The sequence below is a fragment of the Brevundimonas sp. Leaf168 genome, from assembly GCF_001423685.1.
Taxonomy (GTDB): domain Bacteria; phylum Pseudomonadota; class Alphaproteobacteria; order Caulobacterales; family Caulobacteraceae; genus Brevundimonas; species Brevundimonas vesicularis_C.
Genome location: NZ_LMOY01000008.1, coordinates 333,656 through 349,782, shown reverse-complemented (window position 1 = coordinate 349,782; position 16,127 = coordinate 333,656). Strand labels below are relative to the sequence as shown.

Below are 16,127 nucleotides of genomic sequence, written 5' to 3'. Positions count from 1 at the left end.
GTTGCAGAGACCACCAGCGCCACCGTTAGGCGCACGCACTGTGCCGATGTCGCCCGAGCGATAGCCACCTTCCAATTCAACCCGCCAGCTGGGGTTGAAACGGTAGCCCAGACGAGCAAATGCCGCCCAACCTTGCTCAGCTTCGTAAACATGGTTGAAGCCAGTCGAAGCGGCCTCCATGTTAATATCGTCCATGACGCGATAGCCGGCGTCGATGGCGCCGTACCAGCCATTGGGTTCTGCCGATGCGGCGCCAGCTGCGAACAGCCCGGCTGCGGCGACAGAGGCGAGAAGTTTAAGCTTCATAGCTTCCTCACTGTGTGAATTGCGCGAAGCTGCGCACTGGCACAGCGTTCCCGAGCCGAACGGCGTGGCTGGCGCGCGGTTCCGCTCCGGGATTAGGATTGTGTCGACTGTGGCGCCGTTTCAACACATTGGGCGCCTGCGACAGGAGACGGATTATGGCGATGCGGTTTGACGGACAGGTGGCGATCGTAACGGGGGCCGGTGGCGGCTTGGGGCGCGAACACGCGCTCGCTCTGGCGGCGCGCGGGGCCAAGGTGGTGGTCAACGATCTGGGCGGAGCGCGCGACGGTTCCGGCGGGTCGGCGACAGCGGCGGAATTGGTCGTCGCCGAAATCGTGGCGGCCGGCGGCGAGGCCGTGGCCAATGCGGCCTCGGTGACGGACTTCGCCGCAGTCCAGGCCATGGTCGATCAGGCCATGGCGAAATGGGGCCGGATCGACATCCTGGTGAACAACGCCGGCGTCCTGCGCGACAAGACCTTCGCCAAGATGGAGATCGAGGACTTCCGCTTCGTCGTCGACGTCCACCTGATGGGCGCGGTCAACTGCACCAAGGCCGTGTGGGAAATCATGCGCGGGCAGAACTACGGCCGGATCGTGATGACGACCTCGTCGTCTGGCCTGTACGGCAACTTCGGCCAGTCGAACTACGGCGCGGCCAAGATGGCCCTTGTCGGTCTGATGCAGACCCTGTCGATCGAGGGGGCCAAGAACGACATCCGCGTCAACTGTCTGGCGCCCACCGCCCACACCCGCATGACCGAGGATCTGGGCGCCGCCCTGCCGCTGGAGGCGTTGGCCCCGGCTCTGGTCACGCCCGGCCTGCTTTACCTGGTCAGCCAGGAGGCGCCGAGCCGCGCCATCCTGGCCGCCGGCGCCGGCGGGTTCGAACGCGCCTATGTCACCCTGACGCAAGGCGACTTCATCACCGGCGACGATGCGCCCGAACAGGTCGCCGCCCGCTTCGACGCCATTTCGGACCGCGCGGGCGAGATCGTGCCGGACATGGGCGCCGCCCAGGGTATGATCGAACTGACCAAGGCGCAGAAGGCGCACGGCGGCTGACCAAACAAGGCGTCTTGCGTTGACGCAACGTGAGGCGCCTAACTTTGCGTCAGAGGAAACCGGCCTCAAGCAGCGCGAACGCGCGTAGGCCAAACAGGAACGGCCTCAAGCAGCGCCAAGCGCGATAGGCCAAACAAGAATGGGCTCAAGTAGCCCGAAGGGCGATAGCCCCAGGAGGAAAGCCCATGCGCGAAGCCGTCATCGTCTCCACCGCCCGTACGCCCATCGGGCGCGCCTATCGCGGTGCCTTCAACGACACCCAGGCGCAGCAACTCGGCGCCCATGCGGTCAAGCACGCGGTCCAGCGCGCCGGCGTCGATCCGGCCGAGATCGAGGATGTCATCATGGGCGCGGCCCTGCAGCAGGGTTCGACCGGCACCAACGTCGCGCGCCAGATCGCGCTCGCCGCCGGCCTGCCCTCTTCCGTTCCGGGCATGAGCCTGGATCGTCAGTGCGCGTCGGGCCTGATGGGCATCGCCACGGCGGCGAAACAGGTCGTCTTCGATCAGCAGAAGATGGCGGTCGGCGGCGGGCTGGAAAGCATCTCCCTGGTGCAGAACCAGAATATGAACCTGTACAGGATGAAGGACGAGGCGCTGCTGAAGCTGTCGCCCCACATCTATATGTCGATGCTGGAGACGGCCGAGGTGGTGTCGCGCCGCTACAGCGTCAGCCGCGACCGCCAGGACGAATATGCGCTGAAATCCCAGCAGCGCACCGCCGCCGCCCAGGACGCCGGCCGCTTCGACGCCGAGATCGTGCCCATGACCACCACCATGCTGGTCATGGACAAGGCCACCGGCCAGACCTCATCGAAAGAGGTCACCCTGTCCAAGGACGAGGGCAACCGTCCCGATACGACGCTGGAAGGGCTGAAGGCTTTGAAGCCCGTCTTCGGCGGCGGCGAGGAGATCCAGACGGGCGAGTTCATCACCGCCGGCAACGCCTCGCAACTGTCGGACGGCGCCTCAGCCTGTGTCGTCATGGAGGCCGGCGAGGCGGTGAAGCGCAATCTGCAACCGCTCGGCGCCTATCGCGGCATGGCGGTCGCCGGCTGCGAGCCGGACGAAATGGGCATCGGCCCGGTCTATGCCGTGCCCAAACTGCTGAAGCGCCACGGTCTGACCATCGACGACATCGGGATCTGGGAGCTGAACGAGGCCTTCGCCGCCCAGGTTCTGTATTGCCAGGACACGCTGGGCATTCCCGACGATCGGCTGAACGTCTCGGGCGGCGCCATCTCCATCGGCCACCCCTACGGCATGTCCGGCGCCCGCATGACCGGCCACGTCCTGATCGAGGGCAAGCGTCGCGGCGCCAAATACGGCGTCGTCACCATGTGCATCGGCGGCGGCATGGGGGCTGCGGGATTGTTCGAGATCTATTGAGAGAAACCAATTGTCTCCTCCCCATTTCATGGGGAGGTGGCTCGTAGCGAAGCGGAGAGACGGAGGGGCTCTTCGCCGCATCGCAAACGTCTATGGGACTTCAAGAGCCCCTCCACCGCTTCGCGGTCCCCCTCCCCACAGGTGGGGAGGAGACGCGTCAGACCCGCTCGCTGATCTTGATCGCCGCCTTGCAGCCCACCTTGATCACGCCGGACAGAAGCCGATAGGCGGGCGCTTCGCGGCTGCCGTGTTCTATGGCGTGGTCGTGGTGGGCCAGTTCCTCGTCGCGGAACTGCTTCAGCTCGGCGGCCAGGGCCGGGTCGCGATCGCCGATCTCGGCGATCTGGTCGGCATAGTGTTTCTCGATCACGCTTTCGACCGCCTCGGTGCAGGCGTGCGCCGCCTTTTCACCCATCAGGGCCGTGCCGGCGCCCAGGGCCGAGGCGGCGATGCGCCACAACGGCGTCATGACCGTTGGCCGCACCCGCCGCTCGTTCAGCAGCCGCTCGAAGCGCGCCAGGTGGACCGCCTCCTGGTCCTGCATCTCCGACAGATCGTGGGCGATGCCGTCACGCCCCTTGCGCCCTTCGAACACCGCCTTCTGGGCGCGATAGATCAGGACGGCCGCATATTCCCCGGCGTGATCAACGCGCAGGATCTCGTCCATCCGCGCCTTGTCGGCGCCTTGGCCAGGACGAGGGAGAGGAATGGAATGGCTCATCGCATCAGGCCTTTTCGATCCGGGGCGCGCGGGCGTCCTTGGGACGTTTCGCCGCCAACAGGCTGAACACCGCAAGCGCCGAGGCGATGATCGCGTTCCATCCTGCCATCGACAGACCCAGCCAGCTCCAGGCCACATCGCCGCAGCCGATCACCTTGGTCACCGGCCCCGTGCCCATGGCGAGCGCCGTCAGGCTGTCCATATCGACCGAACCGCCGACGGACGAACAGGTCGCAGGCAGCGCCCACCATTTGTATTCGCCGCCCATGTGGAAAATGGCCGTGATGGCGCCTGTGGCGAACACAGCCGCCAGCAGGAAGGCCGCGATGCGCGGCGTGCCCCGGCGTCCGCCGCTGAACAGGGTCCAGCCCGTGGCCAGCACCGCGACGACCACCGCGCCCCAATAGACCTCGCGCTGCTTCAGACACAGGTTGCAGGGCGCAAGGCCTCCGAACCGTTCGAACGCATGGGCCGCGCCCAGCATGGCCAGCGACGCCGCCAGGGCGAAGGCGGTCCACCAACGGGTCAGAAGGCGATAGACATCGATCATCTTGAAACGGTCTTACCCCGCCCCGAACGCGGCGTCGACTTGGAGCTTGCGCCTGATTCACGGCATCGCCGAAATCGCCAAGCGATTTCGCCTCAACCGATCAGGCGCTACATAAGCTTCAGGACGACGATCAACGCGACCAGCGCGACCAGGCCGATCACGCTCCACATCGCCAGCCGCTTTTCCACCTGCGCCAGCATGGCCGGCCCCCAGCGCTTCAGGATCCACGCTTCCAGGAAGAACCGCCCGCCCCGCGTCACGACCGACGCGGCCATGAAGACCGGAAAGCTGAACGCCGCCAGACCCGAAGCGATGGTCACCAGCTTGTAGGGGATGGGTGTCAGCCCCTTGATCAGTATGACCCACAGGCCCCACTGATCGAACCAGGCGCGGAACTGCTCCAGCCCGTCCGAATGGCCCAGCACCCGCATGATCGCCAGACCCAGATCGGTCAGGAAATAGCCGATCGCATAACCGAGAATCCCGCCCAGCACCGACGCCACGGTGCAGACGGCGGCGTAGAAATACGCCTTCTGCGGCCGCGCCAGGATCATGGGCGCCAGCATGACGTCGGGCGGGATTGGAAAGAACGAACTCTCGGCGAAGGAGACGACCGCCAGGGCCTTAGTCGCATGGCGGCTGCGCGCCAGGTCGAAGACGCGGTCATAGAGTTTGCGCAGCATGGCGATCCTTAAGGCGGCACGGCGCGTTAGCACCCCTGCGGCGTTGCGTCATCCTCGGCCGTCACGTCCACCTGCTAGAGCGCCTGAATGACGACCCCCGCCTCTTCCCCGTCCACGGTCCAGCAGGACGACGTCAGCCATAACGTCACCCGACTGCTGCGGCGGCTGGCCGACGACGGCGGCGACGCAGGCCTGACCCTGCATGAGATCCGCGACCGGCTGGACGAGCGCGCCTACGGCCTGTTGATCCTGCTGCTCTCCATCCCTTGTCTGGTGCCGGGCCTTTACGGCGTGCCGCAGGTGGTCGGGCTGATCGTCATCCTGCTGGCCGGCCAGATGCTGGTCGGGCGTGAGGAGCCGTGGCTGCCGCGCTGGTTTCTGCACCTGCGGTGCAAAGGATCTTGGCTGAAGGCCATGGCCGATTTCGCCGAGACCAAACTGGGCTGGATCGACCGGCTGTCGCGCCCCCGCCTGCGCCGCTTCGCCGATGGCCCGGGCGAAAAGCTGGCCGCCGTCTTCATGATCCTGGCGACCGTGACAATCGTTATGCCCCTGACCAACACCATCCCGTCGATCGCCCTGGCCCTGCTGTCGGTCGGCCTGATCCAGCGCGACGGCCTGTTCGTCCTTGCCGGCTGCGCCGTCACGACCGTCTGGCTGACTATCCTGGGCGCGCTCGGGACAGGCCTTCTGATGGGCGCCGAATGGGCCACGCGCTGGTTGCCGGGCTGACGCCGACATCGGTTCCAGCCCTGCAAGCGTAGCCTTAGATGTCCAAGAATTAACGGGCGCCCGGGCGGTGATCCGTGGAAGGTGGCATGACCGACTGACGGTCGATCCTTCTCAAATTCCTTTCACGGCGTGTCATGGCTCTGCCTCTTCGTATCTCCCGCATCCTGTTCGTCGCCGTCGGCGCGCTGCTGGCCGTCGCCCTGCCCGCAACCGCCCAAGACTACCACCAGCCTTTCCATCCCGATCAGCTGAAGGGACCGCCAGCCGGCGCGCTGAACGAGGTTCTGGTCTTGGGCACGCCGCACCTGTCGAACATGGGCGACGGCTTCAAGGTCGAAAGCCTGTCGCCGCTGCTGGATCGGTTGGCGGCGTGGAAGCCGACCGCCATCGCGACGGAGGACCTGTCCGGCCTGCAATGCGACAGCCTGCGTCGCTATCCGTCGCGCTATGCCGAGACGGTCGAGACCTATTGCTGGGATCCCGCCCCCGCCGCCCTGGCGAGCGGCCTTGACGTACCCGCCGCCAACGCCGAGGCCGAGCGACTGCTGGCCGCATGGCCCGCCAACCCAACGGCCGCCCAGCGGCGTCATCTGGCGGCGGTCTTCCTGGCGGCCGGCGAGCGCGGATCGGCCTTGGTCCAGTGGCTTCGCCTGCCCGCCCAGGACCGCATCGCCGGGGACGGCCTGAACGACGCCTTGGTCGGCGTGCTGAACCAGATCGAGGAACAGGCCAACGAGACCTTCCTGATCTCCGCCCCCCTGGCCGCGCGCCTGGGACTGGAGCGGCTGTGGAGCGTCGACGACCACTCCGCCGATTCGCCCGACCCTGCCGACCCCGGGAAGAAGAAGGCATCCCAGGACGCCATCATGGCCGCCTGGGACAATCCCGCCAGCACGGCCCGTCGGGCGGAAGACGAACGTCTGAGCGCCGCCCTGAATCAGCCGGACGGCCTTCTTCAGATGTACCGCGCCTACAATGCGCCGACCGTCCCGGCCATGGCCTATCAGTCCGATTTCGGCGCAAATCTGGTCGAGCCGTCGCCGCAGGCCTTCGGCCGCCGCTACCTCGGCTTTTGGGAGACCCGCAACCTGCGCATGGTCGCCAATATGCGCGATGTCCTGGGCCTCTATCCAGGCACGCGGATGCTGACCATCGTCGGCGCCTCGCACAAGGGCTACTACGAGGCCTATCTGGACCAGATGCACGACGTCCGGCTGGTCGATCCCGAGCCCGTTCTGCGCTGAGCGGAACGCGCTGGGGGCCGCCCCTCATCACGACCCCGTGGCTTCGTCTTGGCTCCGTCGTCTTCTGTGACTAGGTTCCGCGCCAATCGGCGGCCGGACCGCCCTCAAGATCACGCGGGAGACGCGCCATGAACGACATGACCCAGGCCCAAGATCAGGCCACGGCGGAACAGATCGACCTCGAAAACCCCCTCGGCGTCGACGGGTTCGAGTTCGTCGAATTCACCGGCCCCGAGCCCGAGGCGATGATTTCGCGCCTGGAGCTGATGGGCTTCAGCCAGACGCACGTGAACCCCAAGACCGACGTGGTGCGCCTGAAGCAGGGCGATATCAGCTTCCTGGTGCAACGCTCGCCCAAGGGTCAGGCCGCCGACTTCGCCAAGGATCACGGCCCGTCCGCCAACGGCATGGCTTTCCGCACCACCGACGCCAAGGCCGCCTATGAGGGCGCCCTGGCTCGCGGCGCCGTCGCCGCGACGGACGCCGCCGGCGGGGCTTTGGGCGACGACTATCCCTACATCCTGCAAGGCATCGGCGGATCGCTGCTGTATGTCATCGATCAGTACGGCGACTCCGGCTCGCTCTATGACGCGTGGGACGAGATCGAGGGCTGGGAAGAGGCCGAGCGCAAGAACTCGATGGGCCTGGAGATCCTGGACCACCTGACCCACAACGTCCGTCGCGGCCAGATGCGCACATGGTCGGGCTTCTACAACTCGATCTTCAACTTCGAAGAGCAGAAGTATTTCGACATCAAGGGCAAGGCGACGGGCCTGTTCTCCCAGGCCATGATCGCGCCCGACCGCGCCATCCGCATCCCGCTGAACGAAAGCCAGGACGAAAACTCCCAGATCGAGGAGTTCATCCGTCGCTACAACGGCGAAGGCATCCAGCACATCGCCCTGACGACCGAGAACATCTTCGAGACGGTCGAGGCGATGAAGGAACGCGGCGTCGCCTTCCAGGACACCATCGAGACCTATTTCGAACTGATCGACAAACGCCTGCCCAACCATGGCGAGGACGTGGAGCGGATGCGCAAGAACCGCATCCTGATCGACGGCTCGGACGAGGAAGGCCTACTGCTGCAAATCTTCACCCAGGACACCTTTGGCCCGATCTTCTTCGAGATCATCCAGCGCAAGGGCAACGAAGGCTTCGGCAACGGCAACTTTCAGGCCCTGTTCGACTCCATCGAGCTGGACCAGATCCGTCGCGGCGTCATCAAGGTCGACGCCTGAATGACGATGCGGCCGCCGACCTGGCTGCCCTGGCTCGGCCCGGTCCTGGCGGCCGGCGCCGGTGCTTTGGCCGGCGAATACTGGCTGGGCGGCGGTTTCTGGATGGTCCTGATCGCCGCCCTCCTCTGCGGCTTCGCCCCCATCATCGGCTATCAGGTGTGGAAGCGGCTGCACCACAGGGGGTGAGGCGGGCCAGACATCGGCCCTCTACGGGGAGGGAGTTTTACTCCGATTGGACAGGCCTTTTGGTGGACAACTTCAAGAAAGTTTGGTCAGACTTCAGGCGCAACCTTGGATAGCCTCAGATGACCCGCGATCCAGTCCTACTTGTCGCCTACGCCACCCTTTCGCTCTGGATGCTGGCGACAATCATCGTCGCCTTGCTCGTCCATTATGGGAGCAGCGGCGAACAGTATCAGCCGTGGATTGTGCCAATGTGCTTGCTGACGTCTAGCGGAGCGATGCTGGTGGACCGCTTGAAAAAGACGCGCAGCCGCCGCTGAGTGCCTCGGCCGATGAGGCCCGAGCTTGGTTGATTAGCGCCCCATCCGTTTGGCCGAAAGCGGCCCTGCGGCGCAGCAAGGCTCCGTCCCTCATCTGCAAACATCCTATCGCCGCGGACCAATCCTCTGATCTTTCGGCCTTTCCGATTTTCTTCGGCCAATCGACCTGACACGCCCGAACGCGGCGTTACACTGCGATCGACCGGCGTCCTTGGGGTAGAGTGCACCGATTGCACTGTGTTTTCGGCGCGGAGGAGGTTCACGATGCGCATCGCCTGTTCGGGAATGATTGCACTCTTTGCACTGTATTTTTCCTCGGCGTACGCCGAGGACGCCGCGCCGCAATGGTCGCTGGCGATCCACGGCGGGGCCGGCGTGATCGAGCGGGCCAGCCTGACGCCCGAGCAGGACGCAGCCTATCGCGCGGCGCTGAAAGGCGCGCTGGACGCCGGTTCGGCCGTGCTGAACAGCGGCGGCACCGCGCTGGATGCGGTCCAGGCCGCCGTTCAGGTCATGGAGGACGATCCTCTGTTTAACGCCGGGCGCGGGGCGGTCTTCACTGCGGCCGGCCGTAACGAGCTGGACGCCGCCATCATGAACGGATCGGACCTGACCGCCGGGTCCGTCGCCGGCCTGACCACCACCCGTCATCCCGTCGCCGCCGCCCGCGCGGTGATGGAGCGGTCGCCCCACGTCATGCTGATCGGACCCGGCGCCGACGCCTTCGCCGCCTCGGTCGGGCTGGAGCAGGTCGATCCGGCCTTCTTCTTCACCGAGCGCCGGTGGCAGGGACTGGTTAAAGCCCTGACCGAGGCCGGACAGCCGATCCCCGAGCGACCCATCGGCGCGCCTCTACCGGGCGCCCAAGCCGAAATCGCCCCGCCCCTGAACGAGAAGAAGTTCGGCACGGTCGGCGCCGTGGCGCTGGACAGCCAGGGTCGTCTCGCCGCCGCCACCTCGACCGGCGGCATGACCGCCAAACGCTGGGGCCGGGTCGGGGACGTGCCGATCATCGGCGCCGGCACCTATGCCTCCAACGCCGACGGCTGCGCGGTGTCCGCCACCGGCGACGGCGAATATTTCATCCGCGCTACCGTCGCCCGCGACATCTGCGCGCGGATTGCAGGAGGGGCGGCGACGCAGGCCGCCGGTCAGGCGGAGATCGCTGACGCCGAAAGGCTGGGCGGCAAGGGCGGCGTCATCGTCATGGGAATGGATGGCCGCCCCGCCTTCGCCATGTCCACCTCGGGCATGTATCGCGGTGCGGCCTCATCGACCAACCGCGCCCGCGTCGCCATCTACGCCGACGAACCCTGAGCACCCGTTCAGACCAATTAGACGAATTAGACTCTTTTTTCCTAGACCGAGACCCATGCCTGCATCCGATGACGAACTGACCGTGATGGCCAACGAGGAGTTGGACGCCGCCTGCGCCATGCCCTTCGTCGAGGTCAGCAAGATCACCCCCTGGGGCGACAGTTACGAAGGCTTCGCCCCTTCCGGCCGCACGGTCGAGGTCGAGCGTCGCTACCTGTGGGCCGTCGAGCCTGAGGGCGGCGTCATCGTCGAGGTCGAGGTCCGCGACCGCGCCGCCCGCACCGGCGCCGAGGCCCGCGCCCTGCTGACCGCCACCGACTGATTCCGTCGTTCCCAATATCGCAAATCCGGTCTAGGCCTTGGTCATGAAACTCGCCTCGCTCAAGCACGGCCGCGACGGCCGCCTCGTTGTCGTCTCCCAGGACCTGAACTGGTTCACCGACGCCTTCCTGATCGCCCCGACGCTGCAGGCGGCGCTGGATGACTGGGACCGTTGCGGGCCCCGCCTCGAGGCCTTAGCCGAAAGCCTGGAGCATGGGGCCGTGCCGCGCGGCCGCTTCCATGAGCGCGACGCCGCCTCCCCCCTGCCCCGCGCCTATCAGTGGGCGGACGGCTCGGCCTATGTGAACCACGTCGAACTGGTGCGTAAGGCGCGCGGCGCCGACATGCCCGAGAGCTTCTGGACCGACCCGCTGATGTACCAGGGCGGCTCCGACAGCTTCCTGTCGCCGCGCGATCCGATCCCGCTGGCCGACGAGGCCTGGGGCTGCGACCTGGAGGCCGAGATCGTCGTGATCGTCGGCGACGTGCCTCAGGGCGCGACGCGCGAACAGGCGCTCGACGCCATTCGCCTGGTCGGCCTGGTCAACGACGTGAGCCTGCGCAACCTGATCCCTGCCGAACTGGCCAAGGGTTTCGGCTTCGTCCAGTCCAAGCCCGCCAGCGCCCTGTCGCCCGTTCTGGTCACGCCCGAGGCGCTGGGCGACCGATGGAAGGACGGTAAGCTGCACGGCGCCCTGAACGTTCAGCTGAATGGCCAGGACTTCGGCAAGGCCGACGCCGGCGTCGACATGACATTCGATTTCGGTACCCTGATCGCCCATCTGGCCAAGACCCGGTCGCTGGGCGCTGGCACCATCATCGGCTCGGGCACGGTGTCGAATAAGGACGCCGACGGCGGCCCCGGCAAGCCGGTCTCGGAAGGCGGCCTGGGCTACTCCTGCATCGCCGAGGTCCGCACGGTCGAGACGATCCTGCGCGGCGCGGCCGAGACGCCCTTCCTGAAACACGGCGACACGGTGCGGATCGAAATGCTGGACGCGCGTCATCATTCGATCTTCGGCGCCATCGAACAGACGGTCGCGCCGCTATCCAGCGCGGATTGACGCCGCTAGGGTGCTGACAGCGGTCTCGGGGGAGTCCGCATCCGGTCTTTGGGGAGAGACGACGTGCCGCCTGAAAAACTGATCCCACTGCTCATGATCCCGATCATGCTGGTGGTCGTGCTGCTGAAGAACCGCAGGAAGCGTGTGCTGAAGCCGCACCTGCTGTGGGTTATGCCGGCCATCGTCCTGCCGTTGATCGGCCTGGGCATCTGGGGGTCGGCGCAGAACCCGAACATGGCCCCTGCGCCGTTCGGCCCCGACGCCTGGGCGGTTCTGGCCATCGGCGGGATCCTGGGCGGCGTCGCCGGTTGGTATCGCGGCAAGACCGTCACCATCGAAAAGGAGCCGGACGGCTCCCTGATGGCCCAGGCCTCGCCTCTGGGGCTGATCCTGCTGGTCGTGCTGTTCGCCGGCCGGTCGTTGCTGCGCGACCTGATCGAAAGCCACGCCGCCGCCTGGCATCTGAACGCCCTGGCCGTCACCGACGCCTTCCTGGTCTTCGCCATGGGCCTGATCGTGATGCAGCGCATCGAAATGTACATCCGCGCCCGCCGCATCCAGTCCGGCGGCATGGATAGCCATGTGGAGGTCGTCGCATGAAGAGCACCGTAGTCGCTCTCGCTGTCGCCTTGTCGGCCGGCTCAGCCGTCTCGCAGGATGCGCCGAACACCGGCGAAGACTGGGATCTGGTCAAGGACGCCCGAAAGAAATCGACAATCGCTTACGTCACGACCACGCCGGGCCTGTCGATCGCGACTCGCTGCATGGACGGCGCCTATTCGGCGCTGCTGTTCGGGTTGCCGGAGGTGGCGCGCCGGACGAAAACGCGCCCGATCACAATCATCTTTCGAGACGAAGAAGCCAAGGAATGGCGCTGGAACGTCACGACCGATCGTGCGGGCGCCGTCGCCGATTTTCCAGCCCCCTTTGCCCGCGAACTTCGCCAAGGCGGACGCATTCAGATCATCGTGCCCGATGGCGGCGGCGCGGGTCGAAACCTCCGCTATGATCTGGAACTCCCTGCGTCCGGTTCGGCGATCGACGAAACCCTGACGGCCTGCGGCCGCCCGCTTGTTGACCCTCGCGACCAGGAACTCGACGCCATCTCCGAGGAAGGTCTGCAGGTTGGAATGCGATGGGCGCGTCAGATTCGTCCGCGCTATCCCGCCACCAACTATTCGGAGGGTTTCGCCGTCGCCACATGCGTCGCCCAGCCTGACGGTCGCTTGCGCGACTGCGTCATCGAAACCGAACATCCCGCCGATGGTCGCTTCGGCGAAGCGGTGCTTAAGGCGGCCCGCGACGCCACCGTCGCCTATGACGGCGACCAACCGACCGCGCCGCGCATGATGGCCTTCCGCGTCAACTTCATCATGCAGTGACACAAAGGCTGGACCCGCCTCATCCCTCTGTGGCATGAGGCGGTCCTTCCGCTGCGGGCGTGGTGGAATTGGTAGACGCGCTGGACTCAAAATCCAGTTCCGAAAGGAGTGCCGGTTCGACCCCGGCCGCCCGCACCACTCTTCGTCGGTTCAGCCCAGCTGCCGGTGGAAGAACCCCGTCACATCGGCCAGCACCGTCGCCTTCTTGCGGAACAGGGGCGAGAAGGTCGCGATCAGGTCGGCGTGGTCCAGACCCGGATAGAGCTTGGCTTCCGAGCGCCCGCCCACCGCGCGCATCCGATCATCCAGAATGACCGTGTCCTCGTCGTGGACCACTGTGTCGGCCGTGCCGTGGCCCAGCCAGATCGGCGGGGCGTCGGCGCGCACGAAGGTGACGGGCTGGGTCAGGGTCGGATCCGGCGCGCGCCCAAAGGCGTTCTGCGACGCCGCCACGTCGAATGGCAGGAAGTCGTAGGGGCCCGCGAGACCTGCCGCCGCCTTGATCAGGTCAGGCCGACCGACAGCGGCCATATAGCGTCGATCCAGGGCGATCATCATCGCCAGATGCGCGCCCGCCGAATGGCCCAGCACGCCAAGCCGCGCCGGATCGCCGCCGTATTGCCCAACCACCTCGGCCGCCTTGGCCGTGGCGGCGGCCGCGTCCTCGATGAAAGCCGGGAAGACGACCTGGGGCACGACGCGGTAGTCCGGCAGGGCGACCACGAATCCGCGCGCCGCCAAGGCTTGCGCCGCCCAGCCATACTGGCCGCGCGAGCCTGAATCCCAGCCGCCGCCATAGAAGAAGACCAGCGTTGGATAGGGGCCAGGCGCGGTTGGCGCATAGACATCCATCTGCTGGCGCGGATCGTCGCCATAGGGAATGTCGCGCGCGACGCGTCGCACGCCGCCGTCTCTCGGTCCCAAGGTGTTCAGCAGGCTCAGCGGCGAGCATGCGGCGGCGAGAAGCCCAAGGGCAGGTGCGAACAGTCCACGGCGTGTCATGCGAAAGGCTCCATCACCCACAATACGCTTGGATCGCCGGATCGGTCGTCGTCATCAACGATCAGCGGGCGTTGGCGATCAGCCGGCCGCAGTCGGCGTCCTCGGCCAGGCCCGGATCGACGAAGGCGAACAGGGCCGTCACCGGCGCCACCACCGCGCCCAGCAGGCCCGCCAGACCGCCCTGCGACACCACCGAACCGACATCGACCCCGACCTTGGGCGCGGTCAGGGGGCCCGAGACTGTGATCGGCGCCCAAAGGCGCAACAGTCGCGGCTTCTTGGATTCGCCCTCGATCCGCAGGTTCATCGTCTCGGCGCCCAGATTGATGCTGCCCTTGCCCTGGGCCAGCACCACATCGGTATCGATGACGAAGGTGCGGGCGGTCGCCATGCCGCCGCTGACGTTGAAATCGGCGACGGCGCAACGAATTTGGCTTTCCGACTGGTCGCCGCTCAACAGCTTCAGCAGACCCGCGCTGGCGTTGATGCCCAGCAGTTCGGCGAAGGCTGCGCGCATCTTGCCGTTCGGCACCACCAGGCTGAGCGAGCCTTTCGACGCGGCGGCGAAATCATGGATGGAGGCGCCCGGGCCCTCCAGCTTCGCCCGGCCCAGCGCCCTGCCGGTGACGGGCGCCGAGCCGTTGCGCGCCGGGATGATGGACTCCAGTGGATAGCCGGCTAGACGCAGATCGACCGTGCTGTAGGGGGCGTCCTTCGTCGCATCGATCCGCGCCGTGCCGTTCAGCGCGCCGCGATTGAAGTCGAAGCTGATCGGATCCAGCTTCAGGATGCCGTCCTTCAGGTCGGCGCCCAGGTTCACCTGACGCACGTCGAAGGCGTTCGCCTTCACCGATCCGGCCCGATAGGACAGGGTCCCATCCATGGTCTGCAGCCGTTCGGTCTGCAGCTTGGCGTCGGGCAGCAGCTTGCCGCCGACCACAACCGGCGCCTCGGTGTCGGTGCCCGCCGCATTGGTCCGGGTCCGCGCGCCCAAGACGGCGGCGAGATCGTCGATGTCCAGACGGCGCGAGGTCAGGTCGGCGTCGACGCGCAGCCGCTGGCCCGACTGGACCTTCACCTCGCCCGACAGATCGGACGCGCCGACGCGTCCGTCGAAATCCTTGAAGGTCCAGACCCGCCGATCGCGGTTCAGCGCCCCCGATAGCCGATACGGCGGCGTATTGGGCAGGGCGACGCCGGTCAGCAGATAGAGGTCCGACATGTTGCGGCCCTGGATCGTCATGGTCGCATCGAACCGCCCCAGATCGAACGGTCGAGTGATCGCCCCCTTGGCGACCAGGGACGAATCCGCGCCGGTCACATCCGCCTCGAACCGATAGGGACGGTCGCGTCGGATGTTGATGAAGGGACCGCCCTCGATCCTGACGGTCATGGGTGCGCCGCGCACATCGCCGCGCCCGTCCAGCACGAAGCCGGCCTGGCCGCTGGACGCCTCACGCGCATTGACCGCCGCCTCCAGCGTCAGTCCGCGCCGCTGTTCCTCAAAGTTCAGCTGGCCGTCCTTGATGACCAGTTGCTGGATGACCGGCAGGTTCAGCCCCTCGCCGTCATCGGGCTTGTTGGGATTCAACTGCCAGCTCTTGCGGCCGTCCTTGGTGGAGATCAGCACGACCCGGGGCCGGGTGAAGCTCAGCAGGGGCATCTCCACCTGACCGGCCAGCAGCTTTCTCAGCCGAACCGAGGCCTGGACCTCATCGACGTCTGCCGTGTTGCGATCGCGCGCCCAGTCGGGGCCGCCGATTTTCAACCCCCGCACCACGGCGGACGGCGTCCAGCTGAACAGATTGACGTCCAGATCGCCGGTCAGGGCGATTTCGCGATCGTATTTGACCGAGGCCCAGCGGCCGATGGGCCCGCGCAGCATGTTCCAGTCGAACAGGGCCAGGAAAAGAATCACGGCCGCCACGAGAACCAGCACCATGCCCGCCGCCCATTTTTCTGCAGCCCCCGGCCGCCGAGCCGCCGCATAGACGGGATCGTTGTCGCGCACCCAGTCGCGCCAGGTGCGCAAACGCGCCCCGGCCGGTGCCCATGCCCGCCGGTTCAGGTCGGCTCGAAAAGTGCGCCAATTCCATGGGTTCGACAATCGCTCGTCTCCGTCAGCCAGAGGAAACGCACCAGCTTCAGTTTGGCGCCGCAGGGTCAGCTTGTCGTCGATTTGACGCGAAGTTGTCGCATAATCTTTACAAATCTCAGGATCGGCGCATAATTCATCAGAGTCCTGATCTTAATTCAGGCCGTGGAGGATTGCCGATGACCCGTTTTCTGACCCCCGCCCTGATCGCCGCCGCCCTGGCGGCCACAACGACGCCGGCGCTGGCGCAAAGTCCGCGCCCCGCCGAGCGCGCGGCCGTGCTGCAAGCCGTCAAGGTTTGCGGAACCGACGTGGCCTCACGCACAGCCTATCAACGCGACCATGGCGCAACGCCCACCTTCGTCACGGCTCAACAGGCGGTCGCCGCCTATCAGTCGGGCCAGCGGTGGGCCGCGCCGCGCTGCATGACCGCGCATCAGTATGACCGCCTGGCCGGGGCGCCGATGCAGCGCGCCGCGCTCTGACCCCGACCAAACGCGCATGAAGAAGGGGC

Annotated in this window: 19 protein-coding genes and 1 tRNA gene; 14 read left to right on the top strand and 6 right to left on the bottom strand. The window is 66.5% G+C overall.

What is annotated here, in order from left to right:
* Positions 1–306 (bottom strand): outer membrane beta-barrel protein (locus ASF81_RS14830; RefSeq protein WP_156363198.1); only part of this gene is annotated, 306 nt, incomplete at its 3' end.
* A gap of 155 nt (positions 307–461) precedes the next feature.
* Here ASF81_RS14830 and ASF81_RS09020 point away from each other — a divergent pair.
* Positions 462–1,370, top strand: coding sequence for an SDR family NAD(P)-dependent oxidoreductase (locus tag ASF81_RS09020; protein ID WP_055807831.1), 909 nt, complete (start codon positions 462–464; stop codon positions 1,368–1,370).
* 185 nt (positions 1,371–1,555) lie between these two features.
* On the top strand, positions 1,556–2,758 hold the full coding sequence (locus ASF81_RS09015; protein WP_055807829.1) for an acetyl-CoA C-acyltransferase: 1,203 nt from the start codon (positions 1,556–1,558) through the stop codon (positions 2,756–2,758).
* Between the two features lie 157 nt (positions 2,759–2,915).
* On the opposite strand, the gene ASF81_RS09010 is transcribed toward ASF81_RS09015, so the two are convergent.
* The 3 genes from ASF81_RS09010 to ASF81_RS09000 all read right to left on the bottom strand — a co-directional run bounded on the left by ASF81_RS09010 (position 2,916) and on the right by ASF81_RS09000 (position 4,712).
* Positions 2,916–3,479, bottom strand: a complete 564-nt coding sequence (locus ASF81_RS09010) for a demethoxyubiquinone hydroxylase family protein (protein ID WP_055807828.1) — start codon at positions 3,477–3,479, stop codon at positions 2,916–2,918.
* Between the two features lie 4 nt (positions 3,480–3,483).
* Positions 3,484–4,029, bottom strand: coding sequence for a disulfide bond formation protein B (locus tag ASF81_RS09005; RefSeq protein WP_039246047.1), 546 nt, complete (start codon positions 4,027–4,029; stop codon positions 3,484–3,486).
* A 107-nt stretch (positions 4,030–4,136) separates the two neighbouring features.
* A complete protein-coding gene (locus ASF81_RS09000) occupies positions 4,137–4,712 on the bottom strand; it encodes a YqaA family protein (protein WP_055807825.1) in 576 nt (191 codons plus the stop codon).
* Positions 4,713–4,799: 87 nt separating this feature from the next.
* Here ASF81_RS09000 and ASF81_RS08995 point away from each other — a divergent pair, with 87 nt between their 5' ends.
* The 11 genes from ASF81_RS08995 to ASF81_RS08945 all read left to right on the top strand — a co-directional run bounded on the left by ASF81_RS08995 (position 4,800) and on the right by ASF81_RS08945 (position 12,654).
* Positions 4,800–5,444, top strand: a complete 645-nt coding sequence (locus ASF81_RS08995; RefSeq protein WP_055807823.1) for an exopolysaccharide biosynthesis protein — start codon at positions 4,800–4,802, stop codon at positions 5,442–5,444.
* A gap of 134 nt (positions 5,445–5,578) precedes the next feature.
* Positions 5,579–6,688 (top strand): DUF5694 domain-containing protein, encoded by a 1,110-nt coding sequence (locus ASF81_RS08990; RefSeq protein ID WP_055807821.1) that lies wholly within the window; start codon positions 5,579–5,581, stop codon positions 6,686–6,688.
* A 128-nt stretch (positions 6,689–6,816) separates the two neighbouring features.
* On the top strand, positions 6,817–7,929 hold the full coding sequence (gene hppD, locus ASF81_RS08985; RefSeq protein ID WP_055807819.1) for a 4-hydroxyphenylpyruvate dioxygenase: 1,113 nt from the start codon (positions 6,817–6,819) through the stop codon (positions 7,927–7,929).
* Positions 7,930–8,115, top strand: coding sequence for a hypothetical protein (locus tag ASF81_RS08980; protein WP_055807817.1), 186 nt, complete (start codon positions 7,930–7,932; stop codon positions 8,113–8,115).
* A 119-nt stretch (positions 8,116–8,234) separates the two neighbouring features.
* Complete coding sequence (locus ASF81_RS08975; protein WP_055807815.1) at positions 8,235–8,432, top strand: hypothetical protein; 198 nt, start codon at positions 8,235–8,237, stop codon at positions 8,430–8,432.
* Between the two features lie 264 nt (positions 8,433–8,696).
* Positions 8,697–9,749 carry an isoaspartyl peptidase/L-asparaginase family protein gene (locus ASF81_RS08970; RefSeq protein ID WP_055807813.1) on the top strand — a complete coding sequence of 351 codons (1,053 nt, stop codon included), beginning with the start codon at positions 8,697–8,699 and terminating at the stop codon, positions 9,747–9,749.
* Positions 9,750–9,804: 55 nt separating this feature from the next.
* Positions 9,805–10,071 carry a hypothetical protein gene (locus ASF81_RS08965; protein WP_055807811.1) on the top strand — a complete coding sequence of 89 codons (267 nt, stop codon included), beginning with the start codon at positions 9,805–9,807 and terminating at the stop codon, positions 10,069–10,071.
* 43 nt (positions 10,072–10,114) lie between these two features.
* The gene (locus tag ASF81_RS08960) at positions 10,115–11,134 is read left to right on the top strand and encodes a fumarylacetoacetate hydrolase family protein (RefSeq protein WP_055807809.1); all 1,020 of its coding nucleotides are present in this window, start codon (positions 10,115–10,117) and stop codon (positions 11,132–11,134) included.
* 63 nt (positions 11,135–11,197) lie between these two features.
* Positions 11,198–11,734: a CcdC protein domain-containing protein gene (locus tag ASF81_RS08955; RefSeq protein WP_055807807.1), complete on the top strand. Its 537-nt coding sequence runs from the start codon at positions 11,198–11,200 to the stop codon at positions 11,732–11,734.
* Positions 11,731–12,516, top strand: a complete 786-nt coding sequence (locus ASF81_RS08950) for a hypothetical protein (RefSeq protein WP_055807805.1) — start codon at positions 11,731–11,733, stop codon at positions 12,514–12,516. The genes ASF81_RS08955 and ASF81_RS08950 overlap by 4 nt, the downstream gene beginning before the upstream one ends.
* Positions 12,517–12,569: 53 nt before the next feature.
* Positions 12,570–12,654, top strand: a tRNA-Leu gene (locus tag ASF81_RS08945).
* Positions 12,655–12,666: 12 nt separating this feature from the next.
* On the opposite strand, the gene ASF81_RS08940 is transcribed toward ASF81_RS08945, so the two are convergent.
* Both ASF81_RS08940 and ASF81_RS08935 read right to left on the bottom strand, forming a co-directional pair.
* The gene (locus ASF81_RS08940) at positions 12,667–13,518 is read right to left on the bottom strand and encodes an alpha/beta hydrolase (protein WP_055807803.1); all 852 of its coding nucleotides are present in this window, start codon (positions 13,516–13,518) and stop codon (positions 12,667–12,669) included.
* Positions 13,519–13,579: 61 nt separating this feature from the next.
* Entirely contained in the window at positions 13,580–15,550 is a 1,971-nt protein-coding gene (locus ASF81_RS08935; protein ID WP_235559283.1) for an AsmA family protein, read from the bottom strand.
* Positions 15,551–15,792: 242 nt separating this feature from the next.
* On the opposite strand from ASF81_RS08935, the gene ASF81_RS08930 reads away from it, so the two are divergent.
* Positions 15,793–16,098, top strand: coding sequence for a hypothetical protein (locus tag ASF81_RS08930; RefSeq protein WP_055807799.1), 306 nt, complete (start codon positions 15,793–15,795; stop codon positions 16,096–16,098).
* Positions 16,099–16,127 lie beyond the last annotated feature (29 nt).